This window comes from Corallococcus macrosporus DSM 14697 (genome assembly GCF_002305895.1).
Lineage (GTDB): Bacteria > Myxococcota > Myxococcia > Myxococcales > Myxococcaceae > Myxococcus > Myxococcus macrosporus.
In genome coordinates this window covers 5348698-5365682 of sequence record NZ_CP022203.1, presented here as the reverse complement: position 1 = coordinate 5365682, position 16985 = coordinate 5348698, and the positions used below count along the sequence as shown (strand labels likewise).

The 16985-nt window shown below is 72.9% G+C and carries 13 protein-coding genes; 7 read left to right on the top strand and 6 right to left on the bottom strand.

The features are described 5' to 3' along the window. The 4 genes from MYMAC_RS21580 to tsaE are packed head-to-tail and all read left to right on the top strand — an operon-like array spanning window position 1 to window position 3129. Entirely contained in the window at window positions 1-726 is a 726-nt protein-coding gene (locus MYMAC_RS21580) for a pyridoxine 5'-phosphate synthase (protein WP_013940954.1), read from the top strand. A 6-nt stretch (window positions 727-732) separates the two neighbouring features. Next, window positions 733-1113: a holo-ACP synthase gene (gene acpS / locus MYMAC_RS21575; RefSeq protein WP_011554351.1), complete on the top strand. Its 381-nt coding sequence runs from the start codon at window positions 733-735 to the stop codon at window positions 1111-1113. Between the two features lie 4 nt (window positions 1114-1117). Further along, window positions 1118-2653 (top strand): NAD(P)H-hydrate dehydratase, encoded by a 1536-nt coding sequence (locus MYMAC_RS21570; protein ID WP_095959454.1) that lies wholly within the window; start codon window positions 1118-1120, stop codon window positions 2651-2653. Beyond that, window positions 2650-3129 (top strand): tRNA (adenosine(37)-N6)-threonylcarbamoyltransferase complex ATPase subunit type 1 TsaE, encoded by a 480-nt coding sequence (gene tsaE, locus MYMAC_RS21565; RefSeq protein WP_013940952.1) that lies wholly within the window; start codon window positions 2650-2652, stop codon window positions 3127-3129. Before MYMAC_RS21570 ends, tsaE begins: the two co-directional genes overlap by 4 nt. A gap of 27 nt (window positions 3130-3156) precedes the next feature. Here the strand turns inward: tsaE and MYMAC_RS21560 are convergent, their stop codons facing one another. The 5 genes from MYMAC_RS21560 to MYMAC_RS21540 form a co-directional block, all read right to left on the bottom strand. Continuing rightward, on the bottom strand, window positions 3157-4020 hold the full coding sequence (locus tag MYMAC_RS21560; RefSeq protein WP_095959453.1) for a class II glutamine amidotransferase: 864 nt from the start codon (window positions 4018-4020) through the stop codon (window positions 3157-3159). Window positions 4021-4109: 89 nt separating this feature from the next. Continuing rightward, on the bottom strand, window positions 4110-5375 hold the full coding sequence (gene hutI / locus MYMAC_RS21555) for an imidazolonepropionase (RefSeq protein WP_095959452.1): 1266 nt from the start codon (window positions 5373-5375) through the stop codon (window positions 4110-4112). A 3-nt stretch (window positions 5376-5378) separates the two neighbouring features. Next, on the bottom strand, window positions 5379-6116 hold the full coding sequence (locus tag MYMAC_RS21550) for a hypothetical protein (protein WP_204816877.1): 738 nt from the start codon (window positions 6114-6116) through the stop codon (window positions 5379-5381). Between the two features lie 14 nt (window positions 6117-6130). Continuing rightward, complete coding sequence (gene hutU, locus MYMAC_RS21545) at window positions 6131-7786, bottom strand: urocanate hydratase (RefSeq protein ID WP_095959451.1); 1656 nt, start codon at window positions 7784-7786, stop codon at window positions 6131-6133. A 98-nt stretch (window positions 7787-7884) separates the two neighbouring features. Continuing rightward, window positions 7885-9225 (bottom strand): BON domain-containing protein, encoded by a 1341-nt coding sequence (locus MYMAC_RS21540; protein WP_095959450.1) that lies wholly within the window; start codon window positions 9223-9225, stop codon window positions 7885-7887. Between the two features lie 247 nt (window positions 9226-9472). On the opposite strand from MYMAC_RS21540, the gene MYMAC_RS21535 reads away from it, so the two are divergent. Genes MYMAC_RS21535 through MYMAC_RS21525 form a run of 3 tightly spaced genes read left to right on the top strand, consistent with a single transcriptional unit; the run spans window position 9473 to window position 15618 of the window. After that, window positions 9473-11851, top strand: coding sequence for an FdhF/YdeP family oxidoreductase (locus MYMAC_RS21535; RefSeq protein ID WP_095959449.1), 2379 nt, complete (start codon window positions 9473-9475; stop codon window positions 11849-11851). 15 nt (window positions 11852-11866) lie between these two features. Further along, complete coding sequence (locus MYMAC_RS21530) at window positions 11867-14182, top strand: hypothetical protein (RefSeq protein WP_095959448.1); 2316 nt, start codon at window positions 11867-11869, stop codon at window positions 14180-14182. Between the two features lie 56 nt (window positions 14183-14238). Further along, the gene (locus tag MYMAC_RS21525) at window positions 14239-15618 is read left to right on the top strand and encodes a sigma 54-interacting transcriptional regulator (protein WP_095959447.1); all 1380 of its coding nucleotides are present in this window, start codon (window positions 14239-14241) and stop codon (window positions 15616-15618) included. On the opposite strand, the gene MYMAC_RS21520 is transcribed toward MYMAC_RS21525, so the two are convergent. Further along, complete coding sequence (locus MYMAC_RS21520; RefSeq protein ID WP_095959446.1) at window positions 15619-16950, bottom strand: serine/threonine-protein kinase; 1332 nt, start codon at window positions 16948-16950, stop codon at window positions 15619-15621. Window positions 16951-16985: the final 35 nt, after the last annotated feature.

Below are 16985 nucleotides of genomic sequence, written 5' to 3'. Positions count from 1 at the left end.
ATGGGACAGCGACTGGGTGTCAACGTGGACCATGTGGCGACGCTGCGTCAGGCGCGGCGCACCCCGTATCCGGATCCGGTGACGGCCGCGGCGCTGGCGGAGCTCGCCGGCGCGCAGCAGATCACCATCCACCTGCGCGAGGACCGGCGTCACATCCAGGACCGGGATTTGCGCATCCTCCGTGAGACGGTGCAGACGCTCCTGAACCTGGAGATGGCCGCCACCGCGGAGATGGTGAAGATCGCCTACGAGCACAAGCCGGACGTGGTGACGCTGGTGCCCGAGCGCCGCGAGGAGCTCACCACGGAGGGCGGCCTGGAGGTCGCCAACCAGCGCGAGCACATCGCGAAGATCATCAAGAACCTGAAGGACGGCGAGATCGCCGTGTCGCTCTTCATCGACCCGGACCTGGACCAGGTGCGGGCGGCGCACAAGGTGAACGCGGACCGCATCGAGCTGCATACCGGCCGCTACTGCGAGGCGCGCAACGAGAAGGAGCGGGCGCGGGAGCTGGCGCGCATCGTCGACGCGGCCAAGGCGGGCACCAAGCTGGGCATGGGCGTGGCCGCCGGCCACGGGCTCAACTACGACAACGTGCAGCCCATTGCCCGCATCCACGAAATCGACGAGCTGAACATCGGGCACGCCATCGTCGGGCGCGCGGTGCTGGTGGGCTTCGAGCGCGCGGTGCGTGAGATGCTCGAGCTCATGCGCAACCCGGGGTAGGGCGCCATGGGAATCCGCGGCCTGGGCCTGGACATCTGCTCCATCTCCCGCATCCAGCGCATCCTGGACGGGCCTCGCGCGGAGCCCTTCCTGAACCGCGTCTACACCGAGGCGGAGCGGGCGCTGTGCGGCCGGCGGAGTGACGCCGCCAGCGCCTACGCGGCCCGCTTCGCCGCCAAGGAGGCCCTGGTGAAGGCGCTGGGCGCGCCGCCGGGCATCCGGTGGAAGGACATGGAGGTCCGGCGGCAGGGCGGAGCGCCTTATTTCGCACTGTCCGGCGTGGCATTGGAGGTCATGGAGGCGCGAGGGCTGGAGGCCTTCCTCGCGCTGACCCACGATGCGGACGTCGCCGCCGCCACGGTGGTGCTCCAGTCGAAAGGGGATTGAAGCCATGTTGCGCGTGCTCACCGCCGCCCAGATGCGTCAGGCCGAGGAGGCCGCCGAGGCCCGCCACGGCATGCCCTCCGCGCTGCTGATGGAGAACGCCGGGCGCGGGCTGGCGGAGGTGGCGCGCGGGCTGCTCGGCCCGGGCGGGCGCTTCGTGGTGGTGTGCGGGCCGGGGAACAATGGCGGCGACGGGCTGGTGGCCGCGCGCTTCCTCCGGGAGGGCGGCGCCTGCGTGTCGGTGGTGCTGGTGGGTGACGCCGCGAAGCGGGCGCCCGAGGCGCGGCGGAACGTGGAGGCGCTGAAGGGCTTCGGGGTGACGCCGCGTACCTTGGAGAGCGTGGAGCCGGCCCGGCGTGGTGACGTGGTGGTGGACGCGCTCTTCGGCACGGGCTTGAGCCGCGCGCCCGGGGGGGCCTTCGCGGACGCCGTGGCGGCGATGCGCGGCTGGCGGGCCTTGGGAGCCAAGGTGGTGGCGGCGGATGTGCCGTCCGGGCTCCAGAGCGACACGGGTGCGCCCTTCTCGCCGTGCGTGGAGGCGGACGCCACGGTGGCCTTTGGCTTCCTCAAGCCGGGGCAGGTGCTGGAGCCGGGGGCCTCGCTGTGCGGCCAGGTGCACCGGGTGGACATCGGCATGGGCGGGGAGGCCGCGAAGGAGGTCTCCGGCCCCGGGCTCTTCGTGGTGGAGGAGGCGGACGCGCGGCGCACGCTGCCGGTGCGCAAGGCGGATTCCCACAAGGGGACCTTCGGGCACGTCCTGGTGGTCGCGGGCAGCCGGGGGAAGACGGGGGCCGCGGCGCTGGTGGCCAAGGCGGCGCTGCGCTCCGGCGCGGGGCTCGTCACGGTGGCCGCGCGGGCGGATGCCCTGGACACCATCCAGGCGCACTCGGTCGAAATCATGGGCATCCCGCTGGAGGCCACGGGGCCGCTGGGGCTCGGTGATTTGGACGCGCTGGTGGCGGCGGCCGAGGGCAAGGACGCGCTGGTCATCGGGCCGGGGATTCCTCGGGGCGACGAGACAGGCGCGCTGCTTGGCGAGCTGCTGGCGCGCGTGGAGGTGCCCGCGGTGCTGGACGCGGACGCGCTCAACGCGGTGGCCACGGACCTGTCGGTGCTGCGCCGGGCGAAGGCGCCGGTGGTGATGACGCCGCACCCGGGAGAGATGGCGCGGCTGACGGGCAGGTCCACGAAGGAGGTCCAGGCGCACCGGCTGGACGTGGCGCGCCAGCTCTCTTCCGGGCTGAAGGTGACGCTCGTGCTGAAGGGGGACCGGACGCTCACGAGCGACGCGGATGGGCGCGTGTACCTCAACACCCCGGGCAACCCGGGCATGGCCACGGGCGGCTCGGGGGACGTGCTGTCCGGGATTTGTGGCGCGTTCCTGGCTCAGTCGTTTCCGGTGCCCGAGGCCATCTGGACGGCGGTGTACGCGCACGGGCTCGCGGGCGACCTGGCGGCCCGGAAGCGCGGACACCTGGGACTGGTGGCGGGAGACATCGTGGAGCAAGGGCTGTGCGAGGTGTGGCTGCGGTGGGAACGATGAGCACGGAAGCGTCGCGGGTCCGGACGGTGCGGCTGGCGTCGCCCGAGGAGACGCACCGGCTGGGCGTCCGGCTGGGCGAGCTGCTCGAGCCCGGCGACTTCGTGGGGCTGATTGGCGACCTGGGCGCGGGCAAGACGCACCTGGTGCGCGGCGTGGCGGATGGGGCGCAGGTGCCTCGCTCCGAGGTGGCGAGCCCGACGTTTGCCATCGTGTACCCGTATTCAGGGCGCATCCCGCTGTACCACGCGGACCTGTACCGGCTGACGGACTACGACGACCTGTACGCCACGGGCTTCCTGGACCTGGAAGGCACCGAGAGCGCGATGCTGGTGGAGTGGCTGGACAAGATTCCCCAGGCCGCGCCCCGCGACTACCTGCGCGTCACGCTGAAGCACGCGGGCGGGGAGGCCCGGGAGCTCACGGCGGAGGCGTTCGGCGCACGTCCCGCCGCGTTGCTCGACGCGTGGATGGGCTGAGGCCCGGCGCCCCAGGCCCAGCGGACTTCACGCCACGCCGCGCGACCCGTTGGGCTTCACCGAGGAGGGCACGTCGGAGCCGGCCAGCTCCGGCACGCGCCAGTGGTGGAACACCAGGTTCGCGTCCACGCCGATGACGTCCTCCTCGGCCACCGGCGCCCAGTACGGCCCGCCGCACAGCGACTCGCTGGCGACGACAATCTGCTCCAGCTTCGTCCCCGGCGCCGGCAGCGTCGACGCCTGGGTGCCCGCGCCGCCGAGAGACACGAACAGCGTGCGGTTGCGACGGGTGGCGACCATCAGCTCGCCATCCGAGACAAGGAAGTTCATCGCCGAGCGGCCGTCCTGCCCGGCGGCATCCGTGATGGTCGCCACCAGCGTCATCGTCTCCGCCAGCGCCCGCGCCACGGCCTCCACGGGGACCTGCCGGTCAATCGGGTGCCGGGCCGCCAGGCGGGTGAGGAAGAGGTAGAAGCAGCGCTCGCTGTCCGTGGTGCCCTTGATATTCCCACGCAGGCTCGGGCAGATGAGCGCCTCCACGGCCGGCCGGTGCTGCGCGAACTCCCGCAGCGTGCCGTTGTGCACGAAGGCCCAGCGGCCATGCAGGAAGGGGTGCGCGTTGCGCAGCTCCACCGCGCCCACCGACGCCAGGCGGATGTGCGCCACCACCGTGTGGGAGGAGACGCGGCTGCTCACCCGCTCGAAGTCCGGGTCGCTGTGCGCGGGCCCCACCCCGTGGGCCACCACGGGCACGGGCTCGGCCCCGTAGGCGGCGATTCCCCAGCCGTCCTTGTGCTCGCGCGACTGGATGAGGAGCGAGTTCTTCTCCGTCACCAATGAAGGGTGGACGGCCGCGGGAATCGCTGATCGAAATCCAAAGAGTCGGCACATGGCTAGCAACGAAGATTCTTAACGTCCGGCCCCGGCGGATGTGTCCCGTCTTTACCTGGCCGGCGCCGCCGTGTCGCTGCGACGCCGGTTCACACGCAGCCATCCATTGGCTGCCGGACAACGATGCGTCCGGCCTTCACGACCACTCGCGCGTGCGCTACGCCCAGATGGTAGGGCAGGTGCCGGTAAGAAGCACAGCCGAAGACCACCAGGTCGGCCGGGTCACCCTCGGACAGCCTGCCGTGCCGTTGCATTCCCAAGGACACCGCCGCGCCTCGGGTGGCTCCCCAGTACGCCTCCGCGGCGGTAAGCCCGTTTTCCAGACATGCAAGGCCTAGCGCCAGCGCGGTGTTTTCACTCATGGCGGAACCGGGGTTCACATTGGTGCCCAAGGCGATGTTGAGCCCCGCATCGCGGATGCGGCGCCCGGGCGCGTAGGGCCGCATGCGCAGGAACAGCGTGGAGGTGGGCACCAGCACCGCCGTGACATTGGCGTCCGCCAGGGCCTTGAGGCCCGCGTCCGTCACCTGCTCCAGATGGTCGGCGGTGGCGGCGTCCAGCTCCGCGGCGAGCTCGGAGGCGCCGCACGCGGTGAGCTGGTCCGCGTGCAGCCGCGGCGTCATCCCCAGCGACTTCGCCGCGCTCAGGATGCGGCGCGCTTCGTCCACGGTGAAGGCGCTGTCCTCCACGAAGACGTCACAGAAGCGCGCCAGGTCCTCCTTGGCGACGGCGGGGAGGATCTCCTCGATGCACAGCCGGACGTACGCCTCGCGATTGCCCCGGTACTCCTCGGGCACGGCGTGCGCGCACAGCAGCGTGGGCACCAGCTCCAGCGGCGTCCGCGTGCCCAGGCGCCGCACCGCGCGCAGCATCTTCAGCTCCGTCTCCAGGTTGAGCCCATAGCCGCTCTTCACCTCCGCCGTCGTCACGCCCTGCTCCAGCAGGCGCTTCGCGCGGGGCAGGGCGAGCCGCACCAGCTCGTCCTCGCTCGCGGCCCGCGTGGCCCGCACCGTGCCGGCGATGCCCCCGCCCGCCTTGGCGAGCTCCAGGTAGGTCGCGCCCTGATTGCGCAGGTCGAACTCCGCGGAGCGCTCCCCCGCGAACACGAGGTGCGTGTGCGGGTCCACGAAGCCGGGGCCCACGAAGCCGCCCAGGGCGTCCACCACCTCCGTGTCAGGGCCCACCGCGCCCGCGGGCAGCCCGGCTTCGGGCCCCACATAGGCGATGCGGCCTCCTCGCACGCCCACCACGGCGCCCGGGCGCGGCGTGAGGGCGTCCTCCGCGCGCTCTCGGTGCGTGCCTTCCACCGTGAGCACTTCGGAGGTGTTTCGCACCAGCAGGTCCAGTCCGTCCATGTCTCACCGTCCTCCGCGTGCGCCCATGATGGGCACGTTCCAGCTCACGCCTTTGCCGACCTTCGCCCGGCCAAAGCCGCCTGACAGCTCCAAGTCATTCAATCCGCCCCAGGAGATGCGCGCCGCCACCACGCCGCCGTAATAGAGCGCCTGCGCGTTCTGCCCCACCGACGACACCGTGTGCCACGACGCGAAGGGCACCAGGCCGATGGAGACGTTCTTCTCCGGCTGCATCGTGAACGCGCAGGACACCTCCGCGCCGAAGAGGCTGCCTGGCCCGCCGCGCGACGTCATCAGGCCGAAGTCCGTGGCGCCCCGCAACGACAGCGCGGGGGCCAGGCCCAGGTGCCGCGAGCCCACGTAGTACGACGCCCCGGCGTACACCCCGTAGGCCGGCAGTGGCACGGGCAGGAACATCTCACCCTGGACCCCCGTGTGCAGGTGCAGCCGCTCCGACAGCGGCACCGTCAGGGCGCCGTCGAACGCCATGCCCCACTGCTGTGTGGAGAAGCTCGACTCGTTCCCCTGGAACCGGCCGCCCGTGCCCAGGTCGGGCTGCGTCCCCGCGATGGGCGCGCTCAGCCGGGGGCCGGAGCGCATGCCCAACTGGAGGATGTTGCGGTCAGGCGCCCCGGGCCCCAGGCGCATCACCATGGGGCCCATCGCCGTGGGGGCGCACCCCGCCAGTCCCATGACGGCGGCGCCCCACAGCCCGACCACTGCCGCGCCCAAGCGCTTCACGGCGACCTCCCGCTTCAGGTGGTGATGCCCGGAATCTTCACGCCGCGCTCTTTCGCGACCTCGATGGCCTCGGGGTAGCCCGCGTCCGCGTGGCGCAGCACGCCCATGCCAGGGTCGCTGGTGAGCACGCGCTCGATGCGGCGCGCGGCCTCCGGCGTGCCGTCCGCGACGATGACCTGGCCCGCGTGCAGCGAGTAGCCCATGCCCACGCCGCCGCCGTGGTGGAAGGACACCCACGAGGCGCCGTTCACCGCGTTCACCAGCGCGTTGAGGATGGGCCAGTCCGCCACCGCGTCCGTGCCGTCCTTCATCGCCTCCGTCTCGCGGTTGGGGGACGCCACCGAGCCGCAGTCCAGGTGGTCCCGGCCGATGACGATGGGCGCCTTCACCGCGCCCTTGCGCACCAGCTCGTTGAAGGCGAGCCCCGCCTTGGCGCGCTCGCCGTAGCCCAGCCAGCAGATGCGCGAGGGCAGGCCCTGGAAGGCCACGCGCTCCTCCGCCATGTTGAGCCAGCGCTGGAGCGAGGCCTTCTGCGGGAACAGCTCGCGCACCACGCGGTCCGTGACGCGGATGTCCTCCGGGTCTCCAGAGAGCGCCACCCAGCGGAAGGGCCCCATGCCCTCGCAGAAGAGGGGGCGGATGTAGGCGGGGACGAAGCCGGGGAACTCGAAGGCGTTCTCCATGCCGCCGAGCTGCGCCTGGCCGCGCAGGTTGTTGCCGTAGTCGAAGACGTGGCTGCCGGCGGCCTGGAAGTCGTTCATGGCCTGCACGTGCATCATCATCGACTCGCGCGCGCGGCGGACGTAGGTCTCCGGGTCGCGCTGGCGCAGCTCGGCGGCGGCCTCCAGCGACAGGTCCGTGGGGATGTAGCCGTTGAGCGGGTCATGCGCGCTCGTCTGGTCCGTGACGAGGTCCGGCTTGATGCCGCGGCGGTACAGCTCGCGGAACACCGAGGCCGCGTTGCCGATGACGGCGATGGAGCGGCCCACGCGCTTCTCCTGCGCCTCCTTCACCAGCGCCAGCGCCTCGTCCAGGTCCTTGGCGACGACGTCCAGGTAGCGCGTCTCCACGCGGCGGCGGGCGCGGGTGGGGTCAATCTCCACGCCGAGGAACACCGCGTTGTTCATGGTGGCGGCCAGCGGCTGCGCGCCGCCCATGCCGCCCAGCCCGCCGGAGAGGACGAGCCGGCCGGCCAGGTCGTCGCTGCCGTAGTGGAAGCGGCCGGCGGCGGCGAACGTCTCGTAGGTGCCCTGGAGGATGCCCTGCGTGCCGATGTAGATCCACGAGCCCGCGGTCATCTGGCCGTACATCATCAGGCCCTTCTTCTCCAGCTCGTGGAAGTGCTCCCAGTTGGCCCAGCGGCCCACGAGGTTGGAGTTGGCGATGAGCACGCGCGGCGCGTCCGGGTGGGTGCGGAAGACGCCCACGGGCTTGCCGGACTGGACCAGCAGCGTCTCCTCGTCGCTCAGGCTCTGGAGGCTCGACACGATGCGGTCGAAGGAGGGCCAGTCACGGGCGGCCTTGCCGGTGCCGCCGTAGACGACGAGGTCCTCGGGGCGCTCGGCGACGTCCGGGTCGAGGTTGTTCATCAACATCCGGAGCGCGGCCTCCTGGACCCAGCCCTTGCAGGACAGGGTGGAGCCATGGGGGGCGCGGATGACGCGGGACATGAACGGACTCCTAGGGTGTGGCGGACGGAAAGGCCCGGCACACTACCCGAACCGGCGTGCTTCCGGGCCACCAGGAAGTCCGCGTCGCGTCCGCCTCCTCACGAATGCAGCGTGTCGTCGTCGGGGGACTCCACGCCGGGCACCTGCACTGGCCGCCGGAGCGTGGGACGGTCCAGGACCCCCTCGTCGCGGTAGACGCGAATGTCGTTCATGACCTCCTTCACCCCCAGCACGTCCCGGGCGAGCGCTTCCGTGGCATGCCGTTCGTCATGGCTGCGCACGACCCCGGCCAGCAGCACCACCCCGTCCCGCACGCGGATGTCCACGTCCTCGGCGTCCACCCAGCTCTGCATCAGCCGGTCGCAGAGGTCCGTCAGGATTCGCTCACTGGAGCGCTGGTAGCCCCTGGGCGCGCGGCCCCGGGGCGGCCCTCGCGTGGGGCCTTCGGGGCGGGCGCGTCCACCCGCGTAGCCGCCGTGCCCCATCCCGTGGTCGTCCGGCCGCGAGGGGCTGGTGCCGTAGCCATCCCACGGTGGCGCCATGTTCTCCACACCTGGCCCATGGCCCGCCGGCTGCGTGCCGCCGTAGCGGACGTCCGTCTCCGCCATGCGGCCCGCGGCGCGCCAGGGCCGGCCCCGGTCCATGCCGCCACCCCCCCGATGCCGGCGCTCGTGGCCCTCGTCGGCGCCCCGGTGGTGCCCGGGGGGCCGGCCTCCAGGCCCGTGCCGCCGACGCTCCGGCGGCTCGTGTCGCCCCGGCCGTTCGGGTCTGCCAGGCCCGGGCCCCTCGTCCTCCAGGACGCCGAGGAAGGTCGGCTCCAGGCGCCAGTCCTCCTCGACCTCGCGGAAGGTGCCGCTCGGGCTGTAGCCGGGGCGCCTGGCGATGCGCTCCGGGTCGAACTCCCGGGCACGGCGGTCCAGCTCCTGGTCCAGGTGGAAGTCACGGCCGTACTCGCGGGCCCGGTCCATGGCGCGCGCGGCGCGCCCGAAGTCCACGTCTTGTTGGTAGTCGCGCGTGTCCCGGTCCCTGGCGGCGTCCCGGAAGTGGCGCTCGCTGTCGAAGGTGCGCGGGAAGGCGTCCTCCTCCGAGGCCCAGCCTCCACGCCGGGGGTGGCCCCGGTGGGGGCCGCCCCGCCGCTCGGCGCCAGTGTCCCGGTCGAGGTCGCCCCGCCGCTCGGGGCCGCGCGCCTCCCAGTCGACGTCTCCCCGTCGCTCCCGGCCGGCATCCCGGTCCGGGCCGCCCCGCCGCTCGGGGCCACGCGCCTCCCAGTCGAAGTCTCCCCGTCGCTCTGGGCCGGTGTCCCGGTCCGGGCCGCCCCGCCGCTCGTGGCCACGCGCCTCCCAGTCGGGGTCCTGGGCCCAGGCGTCCCTGGGACGTGGGCGTTCGACCTCCCAGTCCCTGTCTCCCCATCGCCGGTCGTCTTCGCGCCTGCCGTTCATCGGATGGCCTCCTCGCGTCGTGCATTCACCCGGGACGCGTCCCTTGACGTTCTGGACCGCGAGCGCTCTCGGCAACGCGGCCAGCCCCCGGCTAGGGAACGGCCGGCCATGGGGCCCCCGGCATGGCCGCCGTGCCACGCGTGGGGCCGGGCGCCGCATGAGCGTTCCCGCGCGGCGAGAGCGCGGTAGAGTCCACCACGACGCAGCCGGCCAGCCAGCCGGCCGCGGGATGCCCGGAGGGAGCGCCATGGACGACGGGAGCCGGAACGCAGGGGGACCTGCCGCGGAGCGCACGTCCGCGCTCGCCAGGACGCCTCCCCGCGCCCAGCCTCCCGAGGAGGCGCGTGGCCCCTCGGTGGGCCCCATCGCGACGGTGGCGGGCGGCGTCCCCGCGGTCATCTCCGCGCTGCGCCACGTCTACGGCGAGATGGACGTGGTGCGCGGCACGAAGCTGCTGCTCAAGGTGAACCAGAAGGAGGGCTTCGACTGCCCGGGGTGTGCGTGGCCCGACCCGGGCCACCGCTCCATGGCGGAGTTCTGTGAGAACGGCGCCAAGGCGGTGGCGGAGGAGGCCATGTCCGCGCGGGTGACGCCGGCGTTCTTCCGCCAGTGGAGCGTGGCGGACCTGTCCCTCCAGACGGACCACTGGCTGGGCAAGCAGGGCCGGCTCACCCACCCGATGGTGCTCCGCGAGGGCGCCACCCACTACGAGCCCCTGTCCTGGGACGAGGCCTTCGCGCTGGTGGCGGAGGAGCTGCGCGCGCTCGACACGCCGGATGCCGCGAGCTTCTACACGTCCGGCCGCACCAGCAATGAGGCGGCGTTCCTCTACCAGCTCTTCGTGCGGCAGTTCGGCACCAACAACCTGCCGGACTGCTCGAACATGTGCCACGAGTCGAGCGGCTCGGCGCTCAACGAGACGGTGGGCATTGGCAAGGGCACCGTCACGCTGGAAGACTTCGACCGGGCGGACGCCATCTTCGTCATCGGGCAGAACCCGGGGACGAACCACCCGCGCATGCTGTCCTCGCTGGAGGCCGCCGCGCGCCGGGGCTGCCAGATTGTCAGCATCAACCCGCTGCCGGAGACGGGGCTCAACCGCTTCAAGCACCCGCAGGACGTGCTGCACCTCATCGGCCCCGGGACGGCGCTCAACACGCTGTTCCTCCAGGTGCGCATCAACGGCGACGCCGCGCTGCTACAGGGCCTGGCCAAGGCGCTGTTCGAGCTGGAGGACGCGAGGCCCGGCACGGTGGTGGCCAGGTCCTTCATCGACGACCAGACGCTGGGCTTCGACGCCTACGCGGCCCACATGCGCGCGGTGACGTGGGAGGACGTGGAGCAGGGCAGCGGCGTGCCCCGCGCGCAGGTCATCGCGGCGGCGGAGATACTGGCCCGCTCCGAGCGCACCATCTACTGCTGGGCCATGGGGCTGACGCAGCACCGCAACTCCGTGGCGTGCATCCAGGAGATCGTCAACCTGGCGCTGCTGCGGGGCGGCATCGGCAAGCCGGGCGCGGGCCTGTGCCCGGTGCGCGGCCACAGCAACGTGCAGGGCGACCGGACCATGGGCATCTGGGAGAAGCCGCCCGAATGGCTCCTGTCGGCGCTCACGCGTGAGTTCGGCTTCGAGCCGCCCCGGCACCACGGCATGGACGTGGTGGAGACGCTGCACGCCATGCACGACGGCCGGGTGAAGGTGTTCTTCGCGCTGGGAGGCAACTTCCTGTCCGCCACGCCGGACACGGAGTTCACCGCCGAGGCGCTGCGCCGCACGCGCCTCACCGTGCACGTCTCCACCAAGCTGAACCGGGCCCACCTGGTCCACGGCAGGCGCGCGCTCATCCTCCCGTGCCTGGGCCGCACCGAGCGCGACGTGCAGGCGCGCGGGCCCCAGTTCGTCACCGTGGAGAACTCCATGGGCGTGGTGTCCGCGTCGCGAGGCTCGGTGGCGCCCGCGTCGGAGCACCTGCTCAGCGAGCCCGTCATCGTCGCCCGGCTGGCGTCGGCGGTGCTGGGGGCGCGCTCGCGCGTGCCCTGGCTGTCGCTGGTGGAGGACTACGACGGCATCCGGGAACTCATCGCCCGCGTCATCCCGGGCTTCGACGACTTCAACCGCCGCGTGCGCGAGCCCGGTGGGTTCGCCCTGCCGAACGGGCCCCGCGAGGGGCGCTTCACCACGAAGAGTGGCAAGGCGCACTTCACGGTGCACGCGCTGCCGCGAATCAAGCTGGAGCCCGGGCAGCTCCTGATGATGACCATTCGCACGCACGACCAGTTCAACACCACCGTGTATGGGCTGGACGACCGGTACCGGGGCATCCGCAACGGCCGGCGCGTGGTGCTCCTGCACCCGGGCGACATGAAGGCGCTGGGGCTGTCCGCGGACCAGCTCGTGGACCTGAGCAGCCACTTCGAGGGCGAGACGCGGCTGGCGCGAGCCTTTCGCGTGGTGCCGTACAACATCCCGCGCGGGTGCGCGGCCACCTACTTCCCGGAGGCCAACGTGCTGGTCCCCGTGAACAGCTTCGCGGAGAAGAGCCGCACGCCCACGTCCAAGTCGGTGGTCATCAGCCTCACTCCGGCGGGCGAGTCGCGGGCGCTGCCCGCGGGCGCGGTGGCATGAGGCGCGTGAGAGAACATGCACGCCGTCCATGACGCCCGGTGGCCGGAGTCGCTCCGGCCCCTCTATGAGTCGGTGACGGGGACGCCCGTGGCGGAGGCCGTGGCCGCGTCCACCCGGTGGCGCGAGGACTTCTCGCGCTGGGTCCGCAACGCCTCGCTGGACGAGCGCACCCTGGCGCAAGCCGCGGCGTGGAGCCACCTGGACGAAGGCGAGCGGACGCCCGCGGAGGCGCTGTTCCTGCTCTCTTCATGCAGCGAGCTGCTGTGGCCCTACGCCGGTTCGACCCCGGGCCTGCTCCCGCGCTTGATGGCGCGGCAGGAGGCGCTGCTGGCCGCGTTGGGCGAAGCCGGTGACGCGGACACGGCCGCGCGCGTGCGGCGCGAGACGGAGGCCACCGTCACCACGGTGCTGACGCGCATCCTGAAGCGGCACCCGGACGCGCTCCAGTCGCTGGTCGGCGACGCGCCGTGCACCTTCGACGGCCGCGCCCTGCGCTTCCACGGCGCGGTGGAGGTGGACCTGCGGCAGGTGCTGGGCACGGGCGCGAAGTCCGTCGCGCTGCTGGAGCAGCTTCGCGCGCTGCTGCCAGCGACGGCGGCGGAGGGGAGAGACCGGCTGGCGGAGTTCATCCGGACGCGAGCCGCGCGTTTGCCGTGGCGCGAGGCGTCCGAGGTGCTGGCCGAGCGCCTCTTCGCCCTGGCGACCTCCCCGGAGGGCCGCGGCGGGATGAGCGGCTTCCTGGCGTGCTACCCCGGCGGGCGCAAGGAGCCGGACTGGTGCGCGCGGGCGGGGCTGCTGCTGTCCCGGACGCTGGAGGCAGGTGGCCCGCCCGAGGTGGTGGAGAACCTGTGCGAGCTGCTGGCGCGCTTCGATGCGCCGCCGGTGGATGGCCTGCGCGGGGCGCTGGGCGCGCTGGTGAACGGCGACTTCGAGGCCGCGGCGGACCTGGGGCCCGTGCGCTTCGTGCTCGACCACTGTCAGGCCACGCTGCGCAAGGGTGAGCCGGGCCTGGTGCTCACGTTGCTGTGGCTGGAGGAGCGGCTGTTCCGCGCGTCCGTGCGCAAGGGCGTGCCGGACGCCTTCGAGCGCCGCAAGCGGGTGCTGTCGAAGCTCAGGCCGGGAGCGCCGGGGTTCGACCACCTCCACTGGCTGGCGGAGGAGTGCGCTGAGCTGTGGCCGCGCTTCCTGCCCGGCGGCGTGCGGCCCGGCTTGGATGCGCTGGCGGCGTGGCGGCACGAAGTCGCCGAGCGCGTGGGGCGCAAGCCCGTGCTGCGCAAGGCGGCCATCGAGTTCTTCCTCTGGTGCGCGCCAGACGCCGCCTCGTCGGAGGCCGAGCTCACGGTGCTGGCGCTGGTCCGCACCGCCACCGACCGGCGGCAGGTGAAGCGGTTGAAGGAGCACCCGTCGGCGCGGGTCCGCATGCGCGTCCGGACGCTCCAGTCCTGGTTCCAGGGGCCTCCGGGCAAGGGCAAGCCGGGCGCCCCCGCGGAGCCTCCCCGGACGTCTGGGCCCGCGACGGTGACAGAGGCGCTCCGTCACCTGCACGCGACGCGCGCGGTGCCGCTCGGCGGCCGGACGTGGCTGCGCGACCGGGACCTGGAGGAGCTGCTCCTGGGCGCCTTCGGCCGCGTGGAAGCGGCGTTCTGCGCGCGGTATCCGGAGCGCTTCCGCGACGACACCCAGGGGCTGGTGGCGGACCTGCTCGAAGCGCTGCGCGCCGAGCTGGAGCGGGTGAGGGCGGACGTGGCCGCGCTGCTGTCCCAGGGGCAGGCGACGCCGCTGTCGCTGGCGATGTCCGTCCAGCGCCGCGAGCCGGCGCACGGGGCCGTGCCCGTCCTGGCGGAAGGGGAGGCGCCGCCGGAAGCGGCGCCGCGCGCGCCCGCCGCCCGCACCGGGGTGGAGGTGGCCTTCGTGCTCGACGTGGCGGTGGGGGACTTCCTGCACACGCGGCGCGTGGTGTCCGTGCAGGTGGTGAAGCTCGAACAGCGCGGCGAGGGCCAGTGGCTTCCCGCGTTCCGGCTGGGGCGCGAGCACCTGGACGCGCAGTTGCTTCGGACCGACGCCGCGTTCTGCCTGTTCCTGGCGCCCCCGTTCCCCCGGGCCGAGTGCTGGGTGGTGCCGTCGCGCACGGTGCGCGCGTTGATGGAGTCCCAGCGCTCGCTGTCCGGCGTTCCGCGCGACGGCGTGCAGCGCGTGGCGAGGCCGCTGGCCCACTGGTTGCTGGCGGACGTGGTCGGGCTCTGGACGGGCGATGAGCGGCCTGAAGCGCTCGCCTGGCAGTCCAGCGCGGAGGCAGGGCCGGACTTCGTCGTCGAGTGGGGGCTCCGGTAGGTCAAGTGGCCACGTCCCCCCGGGCGCGCCGCCCACGGTGATAGCGTTGGGGTGATATGCGTGACACCGAGCGACCCCTGGGGGCGGGCCGTCCGTCCGAGGGACCTGATTCCATTCAGCAGACGCGGCCCACGGGGACGGGACGGCCTGGGACGCCTGGCGCCGTCCGCCGGTTCCGGCTCACCGTCCTGGAGGGGCCGCAGCCCGGGCAGGCCAAGGAGTCCAACGCGGACACGTTCTCCATCGGCTCGCACGGGCTCAATGACTTCGTCATCGAGGAGCCCACCGTCTCGCGCTTCCACTGCGAGGTGAAGGTGGAGCACGACGGGGCCCGCCTGCGGGACTTGGACAGCCGCAACGGCACCGTGCTGGACGGCGTGCACGTGCGCGACGCGTACCTGCGCGGCGGCAGCATCCTCCGCCTGGGCCGGGTGAGCGTCCGGTTCGACTTCAGCCCGGAGACGAACCGGCTGCTCATCTCGGACCGGACGACCTTCGGCGACCTGGTGGGCACCTCCCCGGTGACGCGCGCCAGCTTCGCCCTCATGGAGCGCGCCGCCGCCAGCGACGCGACGGTGTTGCTGGAGGGTGAGACAGGGACGGGAAAGAGCCGCGCGGCCTACGCCATCCATCAGGCCAGCGCCCGGGCCTCGGGGCCCTTCCTCACCGTGGACTGCGGCGCCATCCCCGGCAACCTGCTGGAGAGCGAGCTGTTCGGTCACGAGAAGGGCTCCTTCACCGGCGCCTTCCAGCGCCGCGTCGGTGCCTTCGAGGAGGCCGACGGCGGCACCATCTTCCTGGATGAGATTGGCGAGCTGCCCGCGGAGCTGCAACCGAAGCTCTTGCGCGTCCTGGAGAACAAGGAGTTCCGCCGGCTGGGCGCCAACGGGTACCAGCCCGTCAACGTGCGCGTCATCGCCGCCACGCACCGCGACCTGCGCGCCGAGGTGAACGCGGGCCGCTTCCGCCCGGACCTGTTCTTCCGCCTCGCGGTGGTGCGCATCATCATCCCCGCGCTCCGGGAGCGGCCCGAGGACCTGCCCCTCATCGCGGAGCGCATCCTCTCCGCCTTCGGGGCGGGGCCCGAGCAGCTCGCCGCGCTGAGCACGCCGGAGTTCATCGCGCAGCTCCAGCACGCCGCGTGGCCGGGGAACGTGCGCGAGCTGCGCAACCACCTGGAGCGCTGCCTCGTCTTCCAGGACGCCATGCCGCCGGATGCGGGGGAGGTGAGCTCGCAGGCGGTGCTGCGCAGCCTGGTGGACCCGAAGCAGCCCTACGCGGAGGCCCGGCGCCGCGCGCTGGAGGTCTTCGAGCGCGAATACCTGGACGCGCTCCTCCTGCTGCACGGGGGCAAGGTGTCCCAGGCCGCCGCCGCCGCGGACATGGACCGCGTGTACCTGTACCGCCTGCTGCGCCGGCACCGGCTGCGGACGTAGTCAGCGGCGCGCGAAGGCGTCCGTGAGGTGGACCGCGCCCGCTTCACCGCCGGTGGCCCAGTCCGTCAGGCGCAGCAGCGGGCCACCCGACAACCGCGGCCGGCCCTGGGCGCCCGGCTCCCACTCGCTCGGGGCCGCGTGGGCGTAGACGCGGACTTCGACGCCCGCGCCCGCGGCCTCGGACGCACGGCTCAGCAGCGCGTCCGCCAGGCGGCGCGCGTCCTCCAGGGCTGAACCGCGGGCCTCGGAGGCCGGAGGCAGTTGCCGCCACGCGAGCACGGCGTTTCCACCTTCCAGGCCGAGCGTCCAACCCTGGGCCGCCAATTCGGTGAGCGCCGCGTCCACGGCGGCGTCCCGGGCATCGAGCTCCGCGTCGGACGGCTCGTCCAGGCCGTCCGGGAAGCGCAGGTCCACGTAGAGGGCCGCGGCCCACGCTCCTTCCGGGATGGGCGCCAGCGCCGAGCGCAGGGCGCCGAGGAAGGTGGGCACATCCGGCCAGCGGTCCTCGGGGGCCTTGGCGAGGCACCGCTGGACCACGGCGTCCAGCGCGGGCGGTACCTGCACCCGCTCCCCCAGGCGGGGCGGCGGCGCGTGCAGGTGCTGCTCTTCGACCTCCACGGCGCTGGCGCCCTCGAAGGGCAGCGCGCCCGCGAGGACCTGGTAGAGGAGCACGCCCAGCGCGTATAGGTCGGTGCGCGCGTCCACGGCCTGGCCGCGAATCTGCTCGGGGGCCATGGACACGGGCGTGCCGAGCACCGCGCCGCCCGTCGTCAAGCCGGTGAGCCCCTCTGGGGGCTCCACCCGGGCGATGCCGAAGTCCACCAGCTTCACCGTGAAGCCGTCCCCCCGGGGGCGGAGCATCACGTTCTGGGCCTTGAGGTCCCGGTGCAGGACGCCGTGGCCATGGGCGAAGTGCAGCGCGGCGCCCAGCTCCTGCATCACCGTGAGGGCCTCCGCCAGGGAGAAGGGCCCCCGGCGCGCGAGCCACCGGTCCACGCTTTCGCCCTCCAGCCACTCCATGGCCAACCAGGGGCGCCCGTCGCGCAGGTCGCCCTGGTCCAGCACCTCCACGATGTGGGGATGGCGCAGGGCCCGCAGCGTGTCCGCTTCCTGCTGGAACCGGCGAAGCACGCTGGGGACGTGGTTGAACTCGGCGCGCACCACCTTGACCGCGGCGGGGGCGCGCGTGGACAGGTGTGACGCGCGATAGAGCCAGGCCGTCACGCCCGCATGGACGCGCGACTCGATGACCCAGTCACCCACCAGCGCTCCAGGCTCCAGCGCGTCCTCATAGAGGGAAACGGCGTCAATATCTGGGGGCCCACCGGCCATGGGTTCTCCCTTCGTGCCCGCGACGTGCGGCGCCT